Annotated in this window: 18 protein-coding genes; 16 read left to right on the forward strand and 2 right to left on the reverse strand. The window is 61.1% G+C overall.

Annotated elements, in window-relative coordinates; all coding sequences use genetic code 11:
• Positions 1-37: 37 nt before the first annotated feature.
• Positions 38-466 (reverse strand): hypothetical protein, encoded by a 429-nt coding sequence (locus AB8A27_RS25515; protein ID WP_441244293.1) that lies wholly within the window; start codon positions 464-466, stop codon positions 38-40.
• Positions 467-673: 207 nt separating this feature from the next.
• Here AB8A27_RS25515 and AB8A27_RS25520 point away from each other — a divergent pair, with 207 nt between their 5' ends.
• Genes AB8A27_RS25520 through AB8A27_RS25550 form a run of 7 tightly spaced genes read left to right on the forward strand, consistent with a single transcriptional unit; the run spans position 674 to position 8,883 of the window.
• Positions 674-832 carry a hypothetical protein gene (locus tag AB8A27_RS25520; protein WP_441244294.1) on the forward strand — a complete coding sequence of 53 codons (159 nt, stop codon included), beginning with the start codon at positions 674-676 and terminating at the stop codon, positions 830-832.
• Positions 833-842: 10 nt separating this feature from the next.
• Positions 843-932 (forward strand): K(+)-transporting ATPase subunit F, encoded by a 90-nt coding sequence (locus AB8A27_RS25525; RefSeq protein WP_081421711.1) that lies wholly within the window; start codon positions 843-845, stop codon positions 930-932.
• Between the two features lie 26 nt (positions 933-958).
• Complete coding sequence (gene kdpA / locus AB8A27_RS25530) at positions 959-2,662, forward strand: potassium-transporting ATPase subunit KdpA (protein ID WP_441244295.1); 1,704 nt, start codon at positions 959-961, stop codon at positions 2,660-2,662.
• Positions 2,663-2,683: 21 nt separating this feature from the next.
• Positions 2,684-4,801, forward strand: coding sequence for a potassium-transporting ATPase subunit KdpB (gene kdpB, locus AB8A27_RS25535; protein WP_441244296.1), 2,118 nt, complete (start codon positions 2,684-2,686; stop codon positions 4,799-4,801).
• Positions 4,802-4,812: 11 nt separating this feature from the next.
• On the forward strand, positions 4,813-5,418 hold the full coding sequence (locus AB8A27_RS25540; protein ID WP_441244297.1) for a K(+)-transporting ATPase subunit C: 606 nt from the start codon (positions 4,813-4,815) through the stop codon (positions 5,416-5,418).
• 58 nt (positions 5,419-5,476) lie between these two features.
• The gene (locus tag AB8A27_RS25545; protein WP_441244298.1) at positions 5,477-8,197 is read left to right on the forward strand and encodes a DUF4118 domain-containing protein; all 2,721 of its coding nucleotides are present in this window, start codon (positions 5,477-5,479) and stop codon (positions 8,195-8,197) included.
• Positions 8,194-8,883, forward strand: coding sequence for a response regulator (locus AB8A27_RS25550; protein ID WP_441244299.1), 690 nt, complete (start codon positions 8,194-8,196; stop codon positions 8,881-8,883). The genes AB8A27_RS25545 and AB8A27_RS25550 overlap by 4 nt, the downstream gene beginning before the upstream one ends.
• A gap of 27 nt (positions 8,884-8,910) precedes the next feature.
• Here the strand turns inward: AB8A27_RS25550 and AB8A27_RS25555 are convergent, their stop codons facing one another.
• Positions 8,911-9,477: a MarR family winged helix-turn-helix transcriptional regulator gene (locus AB8A27_RS25555; RefSeq protein ID WP_092140827.1), complete on the reverse strand. Its 567-nt coding sequence runs from the start codon at positions 9,475-9,477 to the stop codon at positions 8,911-8,913.
• Positions 9,478-9,652: 175 nt separating this feature from the next.
• Here AB8A27_RS25555 and AB8A27_RS25560 point away from each other — a divergent pair, with 175 nt between their 5' ends.
• The 9 genes from AB8A27_RS25560 to AB8A27_RS25600 all read left to right on the forward strand — a co-directional run bounded on the left by AB8A27_RS25560 (position 9,653) and on the right by AB8A27_RS25600 (position 17,895).
• Positions 9,653-10,183, forward strand: coding sequence for a flavin reductase family protein (locus AB8A27_RS25560; RefSeq protein ID WP_244558211.1), 531 nt, complete (start codon positions 9,653-9,655; stop codon positions 10,181-10,183).
• A 50-nt stretch (positions 10,184-10,233) separates the two neighbouring features.
• Entirely contained in the window at positions 10,234-11,733 is a 1,500-nt protein-coding gene (locus AB8A27_RS25565; RefSeq protein WP_441244300.1) for a 4-hydroxyphenylacetate 3-hydroxylase family protein, read from the forward strand.
• A gap of 24 nt (positions 11,734-11,757) precedes the next feature.
• Complete coding sequence (locus AB8A27_RS25570) at positions 11,758-12,138, forward strand: cupin (RefSeq protein ID WP_092140823.1); 381 nt, start codon at positions 11,758-11,760, stop codon at positions 12,136-12,138.
• A gap of 1 nt (position 12,139) precedes the next feature.
• On the forward strand, positions 12,140-12,733 hold the full coding sequence (locus AB8A27_RS25575; protein ID WP_441245025.1) for a UbiX family flavin prenyltransferase: 594 nt from the start codon (positions 12,140-12,142) through the stop codon (positions 12,731-12,733).
• Positions 12,734-12,776: 43 nt separating this feature from the next.
• Positions 12,777-13,316, forward strand: coding sequence for a TIGR02444 family protein (locus AB8A27_RS25580; RefSeq protein WP_441244301.1), 540 nt, complete (start codon positions 12,777-12,779; stop codon positions 13,314-13,316).
• A gap of 120 nt (positions 13,317-13,436) precedes the next feature.
• Positions 13,437-14,861, forward strand: a complete 1,425-nt coding sequence (locus tag AB8A27_RS25585) for a UbiD family decarboxylase (protein ID WP_441244302.1) — start codon at positions 13,437-13,439, stop codon at positions 14,859-14,861.
• A 46-nt stretch (positions 14,862-14,907) separates the two neighbouring features.
• Complete coding sequence (locus AB8A27_RS25590) at positions 14,908-15,873, forward strand: Bug family tripartite tricarboxylate transporter substrate binding protein (protein ID WP_441244303.1); 966 nt, start codon at positions 14,908-14,910, stop codon at positions 15,871-15,873.
• A 73-nt stretch (positions 15,874-15,946) separates the two neighbouring features.
• Complete coding sequence (locus AB8A27_RS25595) at positions 15,947-16,396, forward strand: tripartite tricarboxylate transporter TctB family protein (RefSeq protein WP_441244304.1); 450 nt, start codon at positions 15,947-15,949, stop codon at positions 16,394-16,396.
• On the forward strand, positions 16,393-17,895 hold the full coding sequence (locus AB8A27_RS25600; protein WP_441244305.1) for a tripartite tricarboxylate transporter permease: 1,503 nt from the start codon (positions 16,393-16,395) through the stop codon (positions 17,893-17,895). Before AB8A27_RS25595 ends, AB8A27_RS25600 begins: the two co-directional genes overlap by 4 nt.
• Positions 17,896-17,941: the final 46 nt, after the last annotated feature.

Below are 17,941 nucleotides of genomic sequence, written 5' to 3' on the forward strand. Positions count from 1 at the left end.
TGGTCGAGCTACAGTACTTCGCACTGACCCTCTTCGCTCAGCAGTAGTTCTCACACAGCATCGGCTCGGAATCGGTGGGCTGGATTGCGCGCACGGGCGCTTGCGTCAGATGCGGCGTGCCTCCGCGGCTAACAACGGCGCGAAATGCATCCAGGATCGCCGTTGCCATGTCTGGGTGATGCGTCTCGACGGCGCTATCCAGCCAGTCTGGAAGGTCACGCTGGTTCGAGAGAGCGCAATGCCATTCACCTTCATCATAAGCGAGTCGACGCAGTTTCCACCGCGGTAGTTCGATGGCGATCAAGGCAAGCGCGGCATCGAGGCGCTGGGCCTCCGCCGTGCGGCGCATGGCCGGCAGGCGCTTGCAGGTGGTGAGGCAGATCGCGGCGAAACTCGTGGCGTCTAGTGGAGCCGTTTCAGATGGCGCTTCGGAAAGGGACGTTCGCTGAATCGAGATGAACGACATGACGGGTCTCCATGAACAGCGTGATCTTCGAAAGATCGCACCATGCAATATCCGTCGTTCGTCATTTGAATACGATGCAGCTTCGGGCACGAAAATATAAGGGCCGTATAAGCGCGTGAAGATTGGCCGGGTCCGCGCATGCCCCCGCGTCTTTATGAGATTCCTATAAGTTCGCTGCTGGCTTCATCTCGAAAACCTACGTCTGGAATGGCACCTGATCGTGCATCGGGCGCGAGAGCCGTTTGCCCCGCGCCGCTGCAGTCATCGCATCAGGAGCTTCCCATGCTGGACGTCGTCATGCTGGCCCTCGGTCTGGGCTTCTTCATCCTCACGCTGGGCTATGCCTATGCCTGCGAACGGCTGTGAGGAGCGCATCATGATTTTTGATTACACCCTCGCCGGCTTCGTGTCCGCGGCATTGCTGATTTACCTCACTTACGCGCTGCTGCGGCCCGAGCGGTTCTGAGCGCGCACTCCAAAAGGTCGACTGACATGACAACAATTGGCTGGATTCAAATCGCTTTGTACTGCGCGGTGGTTCTCGCGCTGGTGAAGCCGCTCGGCGGCTACATGACATCGGTCTTCAACGGCGAACGTACCTTCCTCTCTCCGGTTCTGCGACCGGTCGAAGCCGGGCTGTACTGGGTCGCCGGCGTTGACGAGAAACGCGAACAGCACTGGCTGACCTATACGGTCTCTATGCTGCTGTTTCATGCGGCCGGTTTCCTCGGCCTGTATGCCGTGATCCGCTTGCAGGGCGTGCTGCCGTTCAATCCGGCCGGTCAGTCGGCGGTCGCCGAGGATCTCTCCTTCAACACCGCGATCTCTTTCATCACCAACACCAACTGGCAGAACTACGGCGGCGAAAGCACCATGTCGTATCTGACCCAGATGCTGGGTCTGACAGTACATAACTTCCTGTCGGCTGCTGCCGGCATTGCCTTGGCGATTGCGCTGATCCGTGGCTTTGCACGTTCGTCGATGCGCACCATCGGTAATTTCTGGGTCGATATTACCCGCTGCACGCTCTATGTGCTGCTGCCGATCTGTGTCGTCTACACGCTGTTCCTGGTCTGGCAGGGCATGCCGCAGACGCTCGGCGCCTATGTCGATGCGACGACGCTCGAAGGTGCCAAACAAACGATCGCGGTCGGTCCCGTCGCTTCGCAGGTCGCCATCAAGATGCTCGGCACCAATGGCGGCGGCTTCTTCAACGCCAATGCCGCGCATCCGTTCGAGAATCCGACTGCGCTGTCGAATTTCATCCAGATGATCTCAATCTTCGCGCTCGGTGCAGCAATGACCAATGTGTTCGGCCGCATGGTCGGCAACCCCAGGCAGGGTTGGGCGATCCTGGCCGTGATGGGCGTATTGTTCATTGCCGGTGTCGCCATCACCTATGGCGCCGAAGCTTCTGGCACCACGGGTCTGAATGCGCTCGGCCTCACCGGCGGCAATATGGAAGGCAAGGAACTGCGCTTCGGCATCGTCGCGTCGTCGCTGTTCGCGGTCGTGACAACGGCGGCATCCTGCGGCGCGGTCAATGCGATGCATGATTCGTTTACAGCGATCGGTGGCATGATTCCGCTGATCAACATGCAGCTTGGCGAGATCATCGTCGGCGGCGTGGGTGCGGGTCTCTACGGCATGTTGTTGTTCGTCGTTCTGGCGATCTTTGTCGCCGGTCTGATGGTCGGCCGTACGCCGGAATATGTCGGCAAGAAGATTGAGGCGCGCGAGGTGAAAATGGCGATGCTTGCCATTCTCGTCCTGCCGCTGATGTATCTCGGCTGGACGGCGGTGGCGGTGGTGCTGCCCTCGGCGGTGGCGTCGATGGCCAATGCGGGCCCGCATGGCTTCACCGAAGTGCTTTACGCCTTCACCTCGGCGACCGGCAATAACGGCTCGGCCTTCGGTGGGCTCACCGGCAATACCTTCTTCTACAATCTCACATTGGCGAGTTCGATGTTCGTCGGCCGCTTCTTCATGATCGTGCCCGCCATGGCGATGGCCGGTTCACTGGCTGCGAAGAAATCTATTGCACCCTCGGCCGGCACGCTGCCGACGACGGGCGGCCTCTTCGTCGGTCTCGTTATCGGCGTGATCCTGATCATCGGCGGTCTCACCTTCTTCCCGGCACTCGCGCTCGGGCCGATCGTCGAGCACCTCGCGATGACCGCCAATACCCTGTTTTGATCGGATTTCGGAGTACTCATCATGGAAACGTTGAAACTGCAGAAGCGGGTGCCGGTCTCGGCCATGCTGGATGCGAAAATCGTGCTGCCCGCGATCCGATCGGCTTTCACCAAGCTCGATCCACGATTGATGATCAAGAACCCTGTGATGTTCGTGGTCGAGGTCGTCGCCGCGCTCACGACGGTGATCTTCGTTAAGAATATCATCATGGGCGGGAGCGATCTGGGCTTCGCGTTCCAGATCATTCTCTGGCTCTGGTTCACGGTACTGTTCGCCAATTTCGCTGAAGCTGTCGCCGAAGGCCGCGGCAAGGCGCAAGCAGAGTCGCTGAAAAAGACGCGGACGGAGAGCCAGGCGAAGCTGCTCACCGGCAGCGACGCCGGTGACAAGAGCTATCGTATGGTCTCGGGCACCAGCCTGAAGGTCGGCGATGTCGTACTGGTGGAAGCTGGCGACACCATCCCGTCAGATGGCGAAGTCATCGAGGGCGTGGCCTCCGTAAATGAGGCTGCCATCACCGGCGAATCCGCGCCCGTCATCCGCGAGTCCGGTGGTGACCGGTCGGCGGTCACCGGCGGCACGCAGGTGCTGAGCGACTGGATTCGGGTCCGCATAACGGCGGCGCAGGGCTCGACCTTCATCGATCGCATGATCAAACTGGTGGAAGGCGCCGAGCGGCAGAAGACGCCGAACGAGATCGCGCTGAACATTCTGCTGGTTGGCCTCACGATCATCTTCGTGTTCGCGACGGTGACGATTCCGAGCTACGCGGCCTATGCTGGCGGCTCGATCTCGGTGGTCGTATTGGTCGCGCTGTTCGTCACGCTGATCCCGACCACGATCGGCGCGCTGCTGTCGGCCATCGGTATTGCCGGCATGGATCGCCTCGTGCGTTTCAACGTGCTGGCGATGTCCGGCCGCGCGGTGGAGGCTGCCGGCGACGTCGATACGCTGTTGCTCGACAAAACCGGCACGATCACCCTCGGTAACCGTCAGGCGACGGCATTCCGTCCGGTGCGCGGCGTCACCGAGCAGGAGCTGGCCGATGCTGCGCAGCTCGCGTCGCTCGCAGACGAGACGCCGGAAGGCCGCTCCATTGTCGTGCTCGCCAAGGAGAAATACGGCATCCGTGGCCGCGACATGGCCGAGCTTGGCGCGACCTTCGTGCCGTTCACGGCTCAGACCCGCATGAGCGGTGTCGATGCCGGAGGCTCGTCGGTGCGCAAGGGCGCGGTGGATTCGATGCTCGCTTACGTCAATGGCGGCGGGTCGTTTGCCGTCACGTCCGGAAACGTTGCCCGCGCGATCCAGCCGATGTCCGACACTGCACGCGAGATCCAGGCGATTTCAGACGAAATCGCCAAGGCTGGCGGCACGCCACTGGCCGTAGCACGTGATGGCAAGCTGCTCGGCGTCGTCCATCTCAAGGATATCGTCAAAGGCGGTATCCGCGAGCGCTTCGCCGAACTACGTCGCATGGGCATCCGGACCATCATGATCACCGGCGATAATCCGATGACGGCTGCAGCCATTGCAGCCGAAGCCGGTGTCGATGATTTCCTCGCGCAGGCCACACCCGAGGACAAGCTGCAGCTCATCCGTGACGAGCAGGCCAAGGGGAAGCTGGTGGCCATGTGCGGTGACGGCACCAATGACGCGCCGGCGCTGGCGCAGGCCGATGTGGGTGTCGCCATGAATACCGGCACGCAGGCGGCGCGCGAAGCTGGCAACATGGTCGATCTCGACTCCAATCCGACCAAGCTCATCGAGGTCGTCGAAATCGGCAAGCAGCTCCTGATGACGCGCGGTGCGCTGACCACGTTCTCGATCGCCAATGACGTGGCAAAGTATTTCGCCATCATCCCGGCGATCTTCCTCGCCTTCTATCCGCAGCTCGGCGCGCTCAATGTGATGGGTCTGGCGAGCCCGCAAAGCGCCATCCTGTCGGCCATCATCTTCAATGCGATCATTATCATCGCGCTGATTCCGCTGGCTCTGAAGGGCGTCGCCTATCGTCCGATCGGCGCCGGCGCACTGCTCGGCCGCAACCTGCTGATCTACGGCCTCGGCGGCATCATCGTTCCGTTCATCGGCATCAAGGCGATCGATCTCGTCGTCACCGCCTTGCACCTGGTTTGAGGAGTTACGCTATGTTGAGAGAAATTCGCCCGGCCATTGTTTTGCTACTCGGCCTCACTGCCATCACCGGCCTCGGCTATCCCCTCGCGATGACGGGCGTCGCCGAAGCGATTATGCCGAACCAGGCGCAGGGTAGCCTCATCGAGCGGGACGGCAAGGTGATAGGCTCGTCCCTGATCGGTCAGGAATTCAAGGGCGACGAATACTTCCATGGCCGTCCGTCTGCGACCCTGGGCCCAGACCCGCAAGATTCCACCAAGACGGTGCCGCAGCCCTATAACGCGGTGAACTCGATGGGCTCCAATCTTGGTCCGACCAGCAAGGCGCTGATCGACCGCGTCAAGGACGACGTCGAGAAGCTGAAGGCCGAGAACCCGTCGATGCCTGTGCCGATCGATCTCGTCACCACCTCGGGCAGCGGTCTCGACCCCAACATCTCCCCGGAGGGCGCGCTGTTTCAGGTGCCGCGCGTCGCCAAGGCGCGCAAGCTGCCGGAGGATCGCGTCCGCCAGCTGGTAACCGAGAAGACCGAGGGCCGCCTCGGCGGCCTGCTGGGCGAACCGCGCGTTAACGTTCTCGCCTTGAATCTTGCGCTGGACGCCGCCGCACCGAAGTAGGCCGTCTAGGCCGCAGCCTTAATCTAGGCCTAAGACCTGGCGGAGACTATATTGCCTTATGGCAAATCAGCGCCGCGATCCCGATCAACGACCTTCGCCTGAAGCCTTGCTGGAAACAGCAAGGCGCGAGGAAGGTGCGGCCGGACGGCTGAAGATTTTTGTCGGCGCCGCTCCCGGCGTCGGCAAGACCTACGAGATGCTGCAAAGCGCCCATGCCAGACGCAAGGCGGGCGTCGATGTGGTGGTTGGCGTGGTCGAGACCCACGGGCGCGCCGAGACCGAGGCGTTGCTGATCGGCCTCGACGTGCTTCCCCGCAAGCGCATCGATCACAAGGGCCAGCAACTCGAGGAAATGGATCTCGATGCACTGATAGCGCGGCGGCCGCAGATCGCGTTGGTCGACGAACTCGCCCATACCAATGCGCCCGGCAGCCGGCATCCGAAACGTTATCTCGACGTCGCGGAATTGCTTGCCGCGGGGATCGACGTCTATACCGCGGTCAATATCCAGCACATCGAAAGCCTAAATGATGTGGTCGCACAGATCACCCATGTGCGGGTGCGCGAGACGGTGCCGGATTCGGTGTTCGATCGTGCCGACGCGATCGAGCTGATCGACCTCACGCCAGACGATCTGATTCAGCGCCTGAGGGAAGGCAAGGTCTACGTTCCGAAACAGGCCGAGCGTGCGCTGGAACATTACTTTTCGCCGGGCAATCTGACGGCACTGCGTGAGCTGGCGTTGCGACGGACGGCCGATCGGGTCGATGAGCAATTGCTCACGCATATGCAGGCCAATGCCATTGCTGGTCCGTGGGCTGCCGGTGAACGCATTCTGGTCTGTATCAGTGAGGATCCACGGTCGGCCGGGCTGGTGCGCTACACCAAACGTCTCGCCGATCGCCTGCATGCGCCATGGACGGCAGTCAGCATCGAAACGCGGCGCAGCCTTCAGTTAACCGAAGAACAGCGCGACAGGCTGGCTGATACGCTGCGGCTCGCCGAAGCGCTTGGTGCCGAAGCCCTGACGATTCCGGGCGCTGGACGGCGGATCGCCGACGATCTGCTCGGTTATGCCCATGCCAATAACGTCACCCAGATCGTGATTGGCAAGGCATCGCGGTCATGGTGGTTCGAACTGGTGCGCGGTTCGGTGGTCCACGATCTCGTCCGGCGCGCCGGCAATATCAGCGTGCATGTGATTGCCGGCGATGCGTTGCCGACGGAGCCGGCTGCGAAACGTGCGCAGACGACCGATCGCGTCGAGCCGTTCGACGCAAAGCCCTATATCGCAGCGGTTGCCGTCGTGGCGGTGGCCCTTGTGGCTGCAACACTGTTGCGTCCAATCTTCGGTATCGAGAATGTCGATTTGATGTTTCTCACTGCCGTGGTTGGTGTCGCCGTGCGCTTCGGCCTTTGGCCATCGCTGCTGGCGAGCGTCGTGGCATCGCTGAGCTATAATTTTTTCTTCCTGCCGCCGGTCTACACGCTCACCATCACCGATCCGACCAATGTTGCGGCCTTCTTCTTCTTCATGCTGATCGCAATTCTGGTGTCCAATGTTGCGGCGCGGGTCCGCACGCAGGCCGTCTCGGCCTTCGGCCGCGTGCGGACGACCGAGTCTCTCTATGCTTTCAGCAGAAAACTAGCGGGCACGGCGGCACTCGACGATGTGCTTTGGGCGAGCGCCTATCAGATCGCATTGATGCTCAAGGTGCGGGTCGTTCTTCTGCTGCCGGAACAGGGTGTTATCACCGTCAAAGCGGGCTATCCCCCTGAGGACGAATTGGACAAGGCCGATCTGGCCGCAGCCAACTGGGCCTGGAGCAATGATCGGCCGGCCGGTCGTGGCTCCGAGACATTGCCCGGCGCCAAGCGGCTGTTTCTGCCGATGCGCACCGGCCGTGGACCGATCGGTGTGATTGGCATCGACGACGATCGCACGGGGCCATTGCTGACACCAGACCAGCGCCGGCTGCTGGATGCGCTTGTGGACCAGAGCGCACTCGCGATCGAGCGCGTGCAGCTCGTGGAAGACATGGATCGCGCCGAGCGCAACGTCGAATCCGACCGGCTGCGTCAGGCGCTGCTGACCTCGATCTCGCATGATCTGAAGACGCCGCTGGCCTCCGTGCTCGGCGCGGCTTCCACGCTGCGCGATCTGTCGCCGAAGCTCAGCGAGGCCGAGAAGGCCGATCTGCTCGGCACGGTGATTGACGAATCCGAACGGCTGAACCGCTTCATCGCCAATCTGCTGGATATGACCAAGCTGGAGTCCGGTGCCGTGGTGCCTAATGCAACGCTGCAGGATCTCACCGAGATCGTCGGCAGTGCGCTGCGCCGGGCCGGCAAGATCCTCAGCAGGCATAGCGTCGCGCTCGATCTGGCGTCAAACCTGCCGATGCTGGAGCTCGATGCGGTACTGTTCGAGCAGGTGCTGTTCAATCTGTTCGACAATGCCGCGAAATATGCACCGGATGACACCACCATCGCGATCAGGGCCATCCGTGACAAGGACTCGGTCTTGCTGCAGGTGATGGACGAGGGTGCGGGCATTCCACCCGCCGATCTCGAGCAGGTGTTCGATAAATTCTATCGCGCCAACAAGGGCGATCACGTTCGGGCGGGTACCGGCCTCGGTCTTGCGATCTCTCGGGGTTTTGTTGAGGCAATGCATGGCACTATCTCGGCCACCAATCGCGCCGACCGATCAGGCGCCGTGCTGACTATCCGCCTTCCCATCCCGCCGGCCTCTGAAGCTCTGGACACCGCCGCATGAACACAGCTGCCATCAAGGTCCTGATCATCGATGATGAGCCGCCGATCCGCAAATTGCTGCGCATGGGCCTCAGCACCCAGGGCTATGACGTCCTGGAGGCCAGCAACGGCAAGATCGCGCTGGAGAAACTGGCGGAGAAGCCAGCCGTCATCATCCTTGATCTCGGCCTGCCGGACATCCAGGGCCACGATCTGCTGCAGATGATTCGCGCGCGCGATGACAGCGTGCCGATCGTGGTGCTGTCCAGCCGCGGCGACGAAGCCGGCAAGGTGCAGGCGCTTGATCTTGGCGCCGACGACTATCTCACCAAGCCATTCGGTATGGATGAGTTGCTGGCGCGGATGCGGGCTGCGCTCAGGCATCAGCTACAGGTTCACGGCGAGCGGCCGGTATTCCGATCCGGCGAATTGTCGGTCGATCTGGTGCGCCGCATCGTCAAGGTCGGTGACCGCGATGTAAAGCTGTCCCCGAAGGAATATGAGTTGCTGCGGGTCCTGGTGCAGCATGCCGGCAAGGTGCTGACTCACCGGTTTCTGCTGAAGGAGTTGTGGGATGAACTCACCGACGCACAATATCTGCGCGTCTATGTCCGCCAGCTGCGTCAAAAGATCGAGCTTGATCCGGAGCGCCCGCAATTCGTCCTGACCGAAACGGGTATCGGCTATCGGCTGCGCGCCGGCGAATAGCCAGCGACAAACCCGTCAAACAGCAGGTTATTTGGTCTGCCGGGCGACCGATGCCGGGGCGTTGTAGTCCAGTAGCCGGATCGCCTCGTCGGCGGCGTCCACCATCTCGGACATCAGCTTGCGCGTTCGCTCGAAGTCTGCAGCCGACATGCTGCGAAACAGCATATCGTTCACCGGACGCTGAACAGGTGCCAGTTCATTGAGCAGCGCGCGCGCTTTCGGCGTGATGGTTAGAATGACGCGGCGGCGGTCTTCCGCATCGGTCTCTTTTTCAACAAGGCCGTTTGATACCAGCTTGTTGATCTCGATCGTAATGAACGCGCCGCTGAAGTGCAGGTGCTCGGCGACCTGATTGACGCCGATCTTCTCATCTGTGCCGCTCAAATGAGCAATTGCGATCAGCACAGTGTATTGCGTGCCGGACAGGCCGATCACTGCGCCGAGTTGCCCGCGCACGGCCTGAAGCCGCGCCGAAAACGCCAATGTGTCATGGACAAATTGACGGAAAGCCCGATCCGATCCGTCGACCATCAATTGTGGCCGCGAAATCGTCGGTTCTACCTTCATTTTACGTGATTTGCTTTTAATCGCCATCAGGTCCCCGCACACCTATGAGTCGTATAGCGGCGACGTTACGCACAAACAAGTTGGAACCAGCGCGTTTTGATAGCAGGCCAGCCATGCTTGACAGCGCGCGCTTTCGTTCGATAATATAGCTTTGTTATAAAGCTAATGCGCGTCGTTCAGGTTTCGCGATCAGGAGATGACCATGGGCGCCACTGCTGACTTGGATCCCCGTGCCTTCCGACAGGCGCTCGGACAGTTTGCCACCGGTGTCGCCGTGATCACGGCCGAAGCGGCGGATGGCCAGGCGATCGGCCTGACCATGAGTTCGTTCAACTCGGTCTCGGTGGATCCGCCGCTGATCCTGTTCTCGATCGATCGCAAGGCCTTCAGCCTCAAGGCGATGACCGAAGCCAAGGGCTATGCCGTGAACATCCTCGGCCGCGACCAGGAGCATCTGTCGAACAAGTTCGCCAAGGCGCTCGGCGACAAGTGGGCGGCGGTCGAACATACGCTGGGCCATGAGGCGGCGCCCCTGATCGCCGGCGCGCTCGCGCACTTCGAATGCGCGCCATACGCGCAATATGACGGCGGGGACCATGTGATCTTCGTCGGCCGGGTGGTGAAGTTCACCGCCTATCCGGCTAACGAGCCGTTGGTCTTCTTTCGCGGGGCCTATCGCAGCCTCGCAAGTACCGAACGCAGCCCGGAATGGCCGCTGCCGATGCATTACTGAAATAACGCACCTGAAATGCCACCCATGACTGAAAGTGACCGAGGCAACCCATGATCAAGACCGGCGAACAGCACATCGCGAGCCTGCGCGACGGCCGTGAAATCTATCTCGATGGCGAGCTGGTGGATGACGTGACCACCCATCCGGCATTCCGTGGTGCGGTGGCGTCGATCGGGCGGATGTTCGATTTCCAGAGCGCGCCGGAAAATCGCGAGCTGATGACTTTCGAGACCGAGACCGGCACCCGCGCCAACCGGATCTGGGAGTTGCCCGGCAGCTATGATGCGCTGGTCAATCGTCGCCGCGGTCTGGAGGCCTGGACCGAGTTGCATGCCGGCTTCATGGGCCGCGCGCCGGATCACGTCGCCTCCTGTATCGCCGGTATGTATATGGGTCTTGAAGTCTTCGAGACCTACAACAAGGACCGCGCCAAGGCGCTGGCGGATTACTATCGCTACGCCCGCGATAACGATCTCTACCTGACTTATGTGATCATCAACCCCCAGGCCGATCGTTCCAAGAGCGCCGCCGAGCAGGCCGATCCATTCCTGTCGGCGGGCGTGGTGTCGCGCGATGCCGAGGGTCTGACGATCCGCGGCGCCAAGATGCTGGCAACCGGCGGCATCATGGCCAACGAGGTGTTCGTCACCTGTATCCAGCCGCTGCAGCCGGGCGACGAGAAATATGCGGTGTCTTTCGCGATTCCGATGAATACGAAGGGTCTGAAGGTCCTGTCGCGCAAGTCCTATGAAGCTGCGTCGCCATCGGTGTTCGACAATCCGCTGTCGAGCCGCTTCGATGAAAACGATGCCGTGCTGTATTTCGACGACGTGAAGGTGCCTTGGGATCGCGTGTTCATCGTCGATGACATCGCGATGTGCCAGAAGCAGTTCCACGTCACCCCGGCGCATGTGTATCAGAACTATCAGGCCATGATCCGGCTCTCGGTGAAGCTGCGCTTCCTGATCGGGATCGCGCATCGGACCGCGGAGACCAACGGCATCGCCGGTTTCCCACAGGTCAGGGAAATGCTCGGTCAGCTCGCAGCCGAAGTGTCGATGGTCGAAGCCTTCGTCGTCGCGATGGAGACCAAGGGCACGCAGCGCGGCACCTATTACGTGCCGGACCGGGCGATGCTGTATTCGGCACAGGTCCTCACCCAGCAGCTCTATTCGAAGGTCATCAACACGCTGCGCGAACTCGCCGGCGGCGGCATGATCATGCTGCCGTCCTCGGTGAAGGACTTCGGCAATCCGGAACTGGCGCGCCTAATCGGCAAGACCCAGCAGTCCCCCGCCGCCAGCGCGACCGAGAAGGTCAAGTTCTACAAGCTGGCCTGGGATGCGGTCGGCTCGGAATTCGCCTCGCGTCACTCGCAATACGAGATGTTCTTCGCGGGCGCGACCTTTGTCACCAAGGGCCACGCTTTCCGGACTTATGACTGGATGAAATCGGCGGCGTTGCTCGACAAGATGCTGGCGAGCTATGACCTTGCCGATGAAGTCACCACCTCCACGGCGTCGGCCACATCGCCGCGCGCCGTTGCTTGATCCGTCCCTGCAGGAAACCTGACTATGGCCATCAACAAACTTCACGATGAATTCCGCACCGTCGATATGTCCTCGGGATGGGAGACGCCCGCGGGCTATCCGGCCGGCATCCAGCAGAAGATCCTGTCGGGGGCGCTCGATGAGGTGAACAAGCGCGGCAGCCGCACCCGCCTGTTGCGTTTCGCGCCCGGCGTTTACACCACCGAGCCTTTCGTGCACGAATACTGGGAAGAAGTGTTCCTGTTCACCGGCGACTTGATTGTCGGTAACGACAAGCAGGGTAACGGCGGTGAGTCCTTCCAGCCCAACACCTATGCCTGCCGTCCGCCCGGTGCCTATCACGGCCCGTTCAAATCGGTCGGTGGCTGCGTCTTGATGGAGATTCACTATTTCGACCCAGCCTGAGATTGCACCGCGGCGCCTGATCGTCGGCATCACCGGAGCGTCGGGCACCATTTATGGTGTCCGGCTGCTGCGGCTGTTGAAGGCGACCGACGTCGAGACGCATCTCGTATTGAGCCGGTCGGCGAAGATCACGCTGACGCAGGAACTGGACCTTGCGGTGTCCGATGTGACCGCTCTGGCCGATGTCGTGCATCAGGCCGACAATATCGGCGCGACCATCGCCAGCGGATCGTTCAGGACCATGGGCATGGTGATCGCGCCATGTTCCATGCGCAGCCTGGGGGAAATCGCGACCGGTATTACCTCGTCGCTGGTAACGCGGGCCGCCGACGTGGTCCTCAAGGAGCGCCGTCGGCTTGTTCTGATGGCGCGCGAGGCGCCGCTGCATCTCGGTCACCTCAGATCGATGGCAGCAGTGACCGAAATCGGTGCCATCGTCTATCCGCCGGTGCCGGCATTTTATGCCCGGCCCAGCAGTCTCGAAGAAATGGTCGACCAGACGCTCGGGCGGGTGCTGGATCTGTTCGACATCCAGACCGGCGTCGTCAGTCGCTGGGAAGGCCTTAATCCCGCCAGGACCCGAGACATCCAATGAGCGCGGCATTGTCGGCTTCACCCGATCTGGTGGCGTGACGACAATGACCGATGACGGCCCGCTCACCGCACGTGAAAGTTGGGCCTTTGCCCTCAAGCTTTACGCGGAACCCGGCGTGTCGGATGCTTGCCTGAAGCTGCAGGCTGAGGCGGGCGTCGATGTGATGCTGCTGCTGGTTGCGACTTTTGCGGTGGCGCAGCGGCGTATTCCTCTTACTCCTTCCGACATCGAGAATATGGATCGTGCCTGCCGTCCCTGGCGCGAACAGATCGTGCACCCCCTCCGCGCGATCCGAACCGCGTTGAAGTTGGGGCCGGCTCCCGCACCATCGGTCGCCAGCGAACAGTTGCGCGCGCAGATCAAGGCTGGAGAACTCGCCGCCGAGTCGTTGGAGAATGATCTGCTCGTCGCATGGTTGGGGCAGTATGCCTCGCAACAGCGCAGATCGACGCGTGGCGAGGTGAGTGACGTCCTGCACCATGTCGTTCGTCATGCGCTGGGCAAGGAGCATCATCACCGGATCGACGGGCTGTCGCCCGCGATCGGGGCGATCCTCTCAGCCACTGATAAATTACTGCAATGATGCAGTGCACGCATCGAAATTAGTCAGTCCGTGCCTAGGGAGCGTGCTTGACTAGCTTTAGTACTTAGCTATCTTTCTTCGCAATTATGTGATCAGGCGAAAAACGAGAAAAAGACCGACATGCCGCATCCGCAGATCCTCGACACACGGTTCCGTTCCGCATTGGCGCGCCTGGCCAAGAATGATCGCATTATGACATTCGAGCGACCCGCCGATCCGCATCTGGAGATCGCAGCGGTTCTGAAGAAGCATGACGGGCGTCAGACGCTGCTGTTTCCGTCGGTCAAGGGTTACGACGTTCCGCTGATCGGAAATCTGCTGAGCTCGAAGGAGAACTGCGAGGCTGCGTTTGGTCTCGATTTCAACGGCATCCGCGGTCTGGTACAGCGCGCGATGGGTGGTCCGTTGCCGCCGGAAGTCGTCTCCAGCGCGCCGTCCCAGGAAGTCGTGCTGAAGACCGGGTTCGATATTACCAAGCTACTGCCAGCATTGTTTCATGCGCCGGGCGATGCGGGCCGCTACATCACCGCCGGTATCGTGATCGTAAAGGACCCGGAGACCGGCATTTACAATGCGTCCTATCACCGGCTGCAGCTATTGGGGCCGGATAGCGTCGCCATTAAACTCGATTTTGGCCGCCATCTTCGCCTCGCATTCGAACGCGCCAAGGCGCGGGGCAAGTCTCTGCCGGTCGCCGTTTGCATCGGTACCGATCTTGCGCTGCATTTCACGGCCGCGACGATGGGTTCGCAGATGCCCGAAACTGCCGACGAACTCGCGGTGGCCGGCGGTCTCGCAGGTAAGCCGCTGACGGTAGTGAAGGCCGTGTCGCAGGACATGATCGTGCCGGCCGAATGCGAATTCGTGCTGGAAGGTGAAATCTCGATCGACGACGTCGCGCCGGAAGGTCCGTTCGGCGAGTTCGTTGGCTTTGCCGCGCCGGCTGCGGATGCGCCGGTGTTGAAGGTCACGGCTGTCACCCATCGCCTGCGGCCGATCTATCACGTCATCAACGGCTTCGGCCGCGAAACCATCATTCTCCGCAAATACGTGCTCGAAGCCAGCCTGCTCAAGGTGCTGCAGTCGGCGATTCCGATCGTCACCGACGTCGAGATGACGTCAGGTGGACTGCATCGTTTCCATGCGGTCATTCAGGTGAAGAAGCAGAGCCGTCAGCATAACGGTCTGCAGCGCAATGCGATGATGGCCGCCTTTGGCGCGCTGAAGGATCTCGATCTAATTACCATGGTCGATCACGACATCGACATTCGCGACCCCATCGATGTGGAATATGCGGTGGCCACGCGCATGGAAGCGTCGAGCGATCTCATTCTGATTCCCGGCGCGCGGGGCCATGAATATGTGCGTGTCAGCAAGGAAGGCATTCGCACCAAGCTTGGCATCGACGCCACGGTGCCGTTCGAAGATCAGGACAAGTTCCGGCGCGTTGAGTTCGCGAAGACCGATATCGAGCTCAGCCATTTTGCCGCAGGTGAAGACAAGGCAACCCAGGCACTCGGGCTCGTGGGAACGAACATTGCATGAGTAGTTGAAGCCCTCTCGACATTTTCTCAATCACTAGGAAAAACCGATGAAGCGACTTCTTGTAGCGGCCCTGCTGATGGGTGCCGGATTGAGTGTCACGACTGCCTCGGCGCAGGAGTGGCCGACGAAGCCGATCAAGCTCGTCGTGCCCTATGCACCCGGTGGCTACACCGATGCGGTCGGGCGCATCACCGCGCGTTTCCTGGAGAAGGAACTCGGTCAAACGGTGATCGTCGACAACCGCGCCGGTGCCGGCGGCATCGTCGGGTCCGATCTCGTGTCGAAGTCGCCGGGCGATGGCTACACGCTGTGCGTCTGCAGCGTGGGTGCGATCTCGGTTGCGCCGGTCGCGCAGACAACCTCCTACGATCCGGTCAAGAGCTTCAAGCCGATCAGTGTCGTCAGCACCATTCCGCAGACTGTGATCGTCAATCCGTCGCTTCCAATCAATTCGATGGAAGATCTGGTCAAATATGCCAAGGCCAATCCCGGCAAGCTGACCTATGGCTCCAGCGGTGCCGGCGGTCTGATGTATTTCTCGGTGGCACTGTTCGATGCCCGCGTGGGCACCAAGATGACCCATGTGCCGTTCAAGGGCGGTTCGCCGGCGACGGCCGCGGTCGTTGCGGGTGAGGTCAATCTGTCTTTCACCAACATGACCGACGCGCTGCCGCAGATCGAAGCCAATACCGTGCGCGCGCTTGCCGTGACGTCTGCAACACGCAGCGAGTTCACGCCGAAGCTTCCCACGGTCGCCGAGACCGTATCGCCGGGCTATGCGGTGGAGTCTTGGAACGGCGTCATGGCGCCGGCGTCTACACCTGATGCGATCGTCGAAAAGGTGTCAGCCGCCCTGAAGAAGATGGCTGCGGATCCCGAAGTGAAGAAGAACATGGCGGTCGCCGGTGCATCGACCGTGTTCACTACGCCGGCCGAATACACCGCGCAAATCACCAAGGAAGTCGAGCAGTGGCGCACGCTGCTCAAGGAAATCTCCGAGAAGAAGACCTGATTATCCGACATCGCGGGCGGCGGATTCATTGCGTCGCCGTCCGCATCCCCCTCCGACCGCATAGGAGCCCGCCATGAAATCGATCGCGCAGCGAGGGAATTCGGACTTCTATTCGGGTCTGCTTCTGGTCGTCGTCGCCGTCGTCGCTTTACTTTATATCCGCACGCTGACAATCGGCACCGTGCTCGACATGGGCCCGGGCTATTTTCCGCTTGGCCTGGCGCTGATCCTGCTTGGCATGGGTCTCGTCATGATCGTTAAGGGGCTGACGACCGAAGGCGTGTCCGTCGGCAGGCTGCATCTGCGGCCACTGTTTTTCGTCCTGTTGTCCTTCGCGGCGTTCGGTCTCCTGGTCGAGCGTGCCGGTCTCGTAATCGCGATCCTGGTGCAGGTCGGTCTGGCTCATTTCGCCTCGCGCGAGACGACATGGCTCGCCAGTGTGGTCACCGGAGTTCTGCTGGCGATCGCCTCCTCGGTGATCTTTGTCTGGCTTCTCAAGATCCCAGTGAGTGTGCTGCCATGATGGACGTCTTCGCCGGCCTCAGCCATGGCTTCTCGGTTGCCGCGACGCCGCTCAATCTGCTGTTCTGTCTGGTCGGCGCCATTTGCGGCACGTTGATCGGCGTGCTGCCGGGTCTCGGTCCAGTGGCCACTATCTCGCTGCTGTTGCCGGCCACGTATGCGCTCGATCCGATTGGCGCCATCATCATGCTCGCCGGAATTTATTACGGCGCGCAATATGGCGGTTCGACTACGGCCATCCTGGTCAATATTCCAGGTGAGTCGACGTCGGTGGTCACAGCCATCGACGGTTACAAGATGGCGCAACAGGGCCGCGCCGGCGAGGCGTTGGCCATCGCTGCGATCGGCTCTTTCATCGCGGGGTGCTTCGGAACTGTCGTGATTGCACTGCTCGGTCCGCCGCTTGCGCTGATGACGCAGAAGTTCGCCTCGCCGGACTACTTCTCGCTGATGGTGTTGGGTCTGGTGTCTGCGGTGGTGCTGGCCAACGGTTCGGCCTTCCGGGCCGTGGCGATGATCTTCCTTGGCCTGCTCCTCGGCATGGTGGGTATGGATATCAATACCGGCGAAGCACGAATGACGTTCGGGCTGATCGAACTGTCTGATGGCATCAATTTCGTCGCGCTGGTGATGGGTCTGTTTGGCGTGGCCGAGGTGATCTCCAACCTCGAAAGCGTCTCGACTCGCATCGTGAACCATTCGAAGATCAACAGTATCTGGCCATCGTTTAAAGTGTTGCGCGGCGCTTGGGGGGCGGTGACTCGCGGTACGCTGCTGGGGACGGTGTTTGGAATCTTGCCCGGTGGCGGCGCCACCATCGCGTCGTTCTCGTCCTATGCGCTGGAGAAGCGCGTATCCAAAACGCCCGAGCGCTTCGGTAACGGCGCCATCGAGGGCGTTGCCGGGCCGGAGTCGGCGAATAACGCTGCGGCGCAGACGTCATTCGTTCCGCTATTGACCATGGGGATTCCGACCAGCGCGACCATGGCACTGCTTGTCGGCGCACTGACGCTGCATGGCATCGCGCCAGGGCCGACGATTATCTCGCGTCAGCCGGATCTGTTCTGGGGGCTGATCGCCAGTATGTTTCTGGGCAATGCGATGCTGGTGATCATCAATCTGCCGATGATCGGCATCTGGGTCCGGCTGCTCAACGTGCCGTATCGCATTCTCTATCTCGTCATTCTCGTGGTCTGCGCGATCGGGGTGTTCTCGGTCAATAATTCGAGCTTCGACATCTATATGACCGTGGGCTTTACGGCGCTGGGCTACATCCTGCGCAAGCTCGACGCAGAACCGGCGCCACTGCTGATGGGCTTCGTGCTCGGTCCGATGGTTGAGGAGAATTTCCGGCGCAGCCTGATCACGTCGCACGGTGATCCGATGGTGTTCCTGCAAAGGCCGATCAGCCTCACGCTGCTCCTGCTATCGGCTGCCCTGCTGATTTCGATCGTGATGCCGTCGATCAGCAAGCGCCGGGGCGAAGTATTCCAGGAATAAGATTGCTCGATCCGCAATTTCGGCGGGCGAGATCAGGACGAAAGAC

The sequence above is a fragment of the Tardiphaga sp. 768_D3_N2_1 genome (assembly GCF_052076105.1).
GTDB lineage: Bacteria > Pseudomonadota > Alphaproteobacteria > Rhizobiales > Xanthobacteraceae > Tardiphaga.

What these genes read in the sequence shown, in the direction of transcription:
- AB8A27_RS25515 (WP_441244293.1), bottom strand. Translation starts at nt 466, where the DNA reads ATGTCGTTCATCTCGATTCAGCGAACGTCCCTTTCCGAAGCGCCATCT.
- AB8A27_RS25520 (WP_441244294.1), top strand. Translation starts at nt 674, where the DNA reads ATGGCACCTGATCGTGCATCGGGCGCGAGAGCCGTTTGCCCCGCGCCG.
- AB8A27_RS25525 (WP_081421711.1), top strand. Translation starts at nt 843, where the DNA reads ATGATTTTTGATTACACCCTCGCCGGCTTCGTGTCCGCGGCATTGCTG.
- kdpA (WP_441244295.1), top strand. Translation starts at nt 959, where the DNA reads ATGACAACAATTGGCTGGATTCAAATCGCTTTGTACTGCGCGGTGGTT.
- kdpB (WP_441244296.1), top strand. Translation starts at nt 2,684, where the DNA reads ATGGAAACGTTGAAACTGCAGAAGCGGGTGCCGGTCTCGGCCATGCTG.
- AB8A27_RS25540 (WP_441244297.1), top strand. Translation starts at nt 4,813, where the DNA reads ATGTTGAGAGAAATTCGCCCGGCCATTGTTTTGCTACTCGGCCTCACT.
- AB8A27_RS25545 (WP_441244298.1), top strand. Translation starts at nt 5,477, where the DNA reads ATGGCAAATCAGCGCCGCGATCCCGATCAACGACCTTCGCCTGAAGCC.
- AB8A27_RS25550 (WP_441244299.1), top strand. Translation starts at nt 8,194, where the DNA reads ATGAACACAGCTGCCATCAAGGTCCTGATCATCGATGATGAGCCGCCG.
- AB8A27_RS25555 (WP_092140827.1), bottom strand. Translation starts at nt 9,477, where the DNA reads ATGGCGATTAAAAGCAAATCACGTAAAATGAAGGTAGAACCGACGATT.
- AB8A27_RS25560 (WP_244558211.1), top strand. Translation starts at nt 9,653, where the DNA reads ATGGGCGCCACTGCTGACTTGGATCCCCGTGCCTTCCGACAGGCGCTC.
- AB8A27_RS25565 (WP_441244300.1), top strand. Translation starts at nt 10,234, where the DNA reads ATGATCAAGACCGGCGAACAGCACATCGCGAGCCTGCGCGACGGCCGT.
- AB8A27_RS25570 (WP_092140823.1), top strand. Translation starts at nt 11,758, where the DNA reads ATGGCCATCAACAAACTTCACGATGAATTCCGCACCGTCGATATGTCC.
- AB8A27_RS25580 (WP_441244301.1), top strand. Translation starts at nt 12,777, where the DNA reads ATGACCGATGACGGCCCGCTCACCGCACGTGAAAGTTGGGCCTTTGCC.
- AB8A27_RS25585 (WP_441244302.1), top strand. Translation starts at nt 13,437, where the DNA reads ATGCCGCATCCGCAGATCCTCGACACACGGTTCCGTTCCGCATTGGCG.
- AB8A27_RS25590 (WP_441244303.1), top strand. Translation starts at nt 14,908, where the DNA reads ATGAAGCGACTTCTTGTAGCGGCCCTGCTGATGGGTGCCGGATTGAGT.
- AB8A27_RS25595 (WP_441244304.1), top strand. Translation starts at nt 15,947, where the DNA reads ATGAAATCGATCGCGCAGCGAGGGAATTCGGACTTCTATTCGGGTCTG.
- AB8A27_RS25600 (WP_441244305.1), top strand. Translation starts at nt 16,393, where the DNA reads ATGATGGACGTCTTCGCCGGCCTCAGCCATGGCTTCTCGGTTGCCGCG.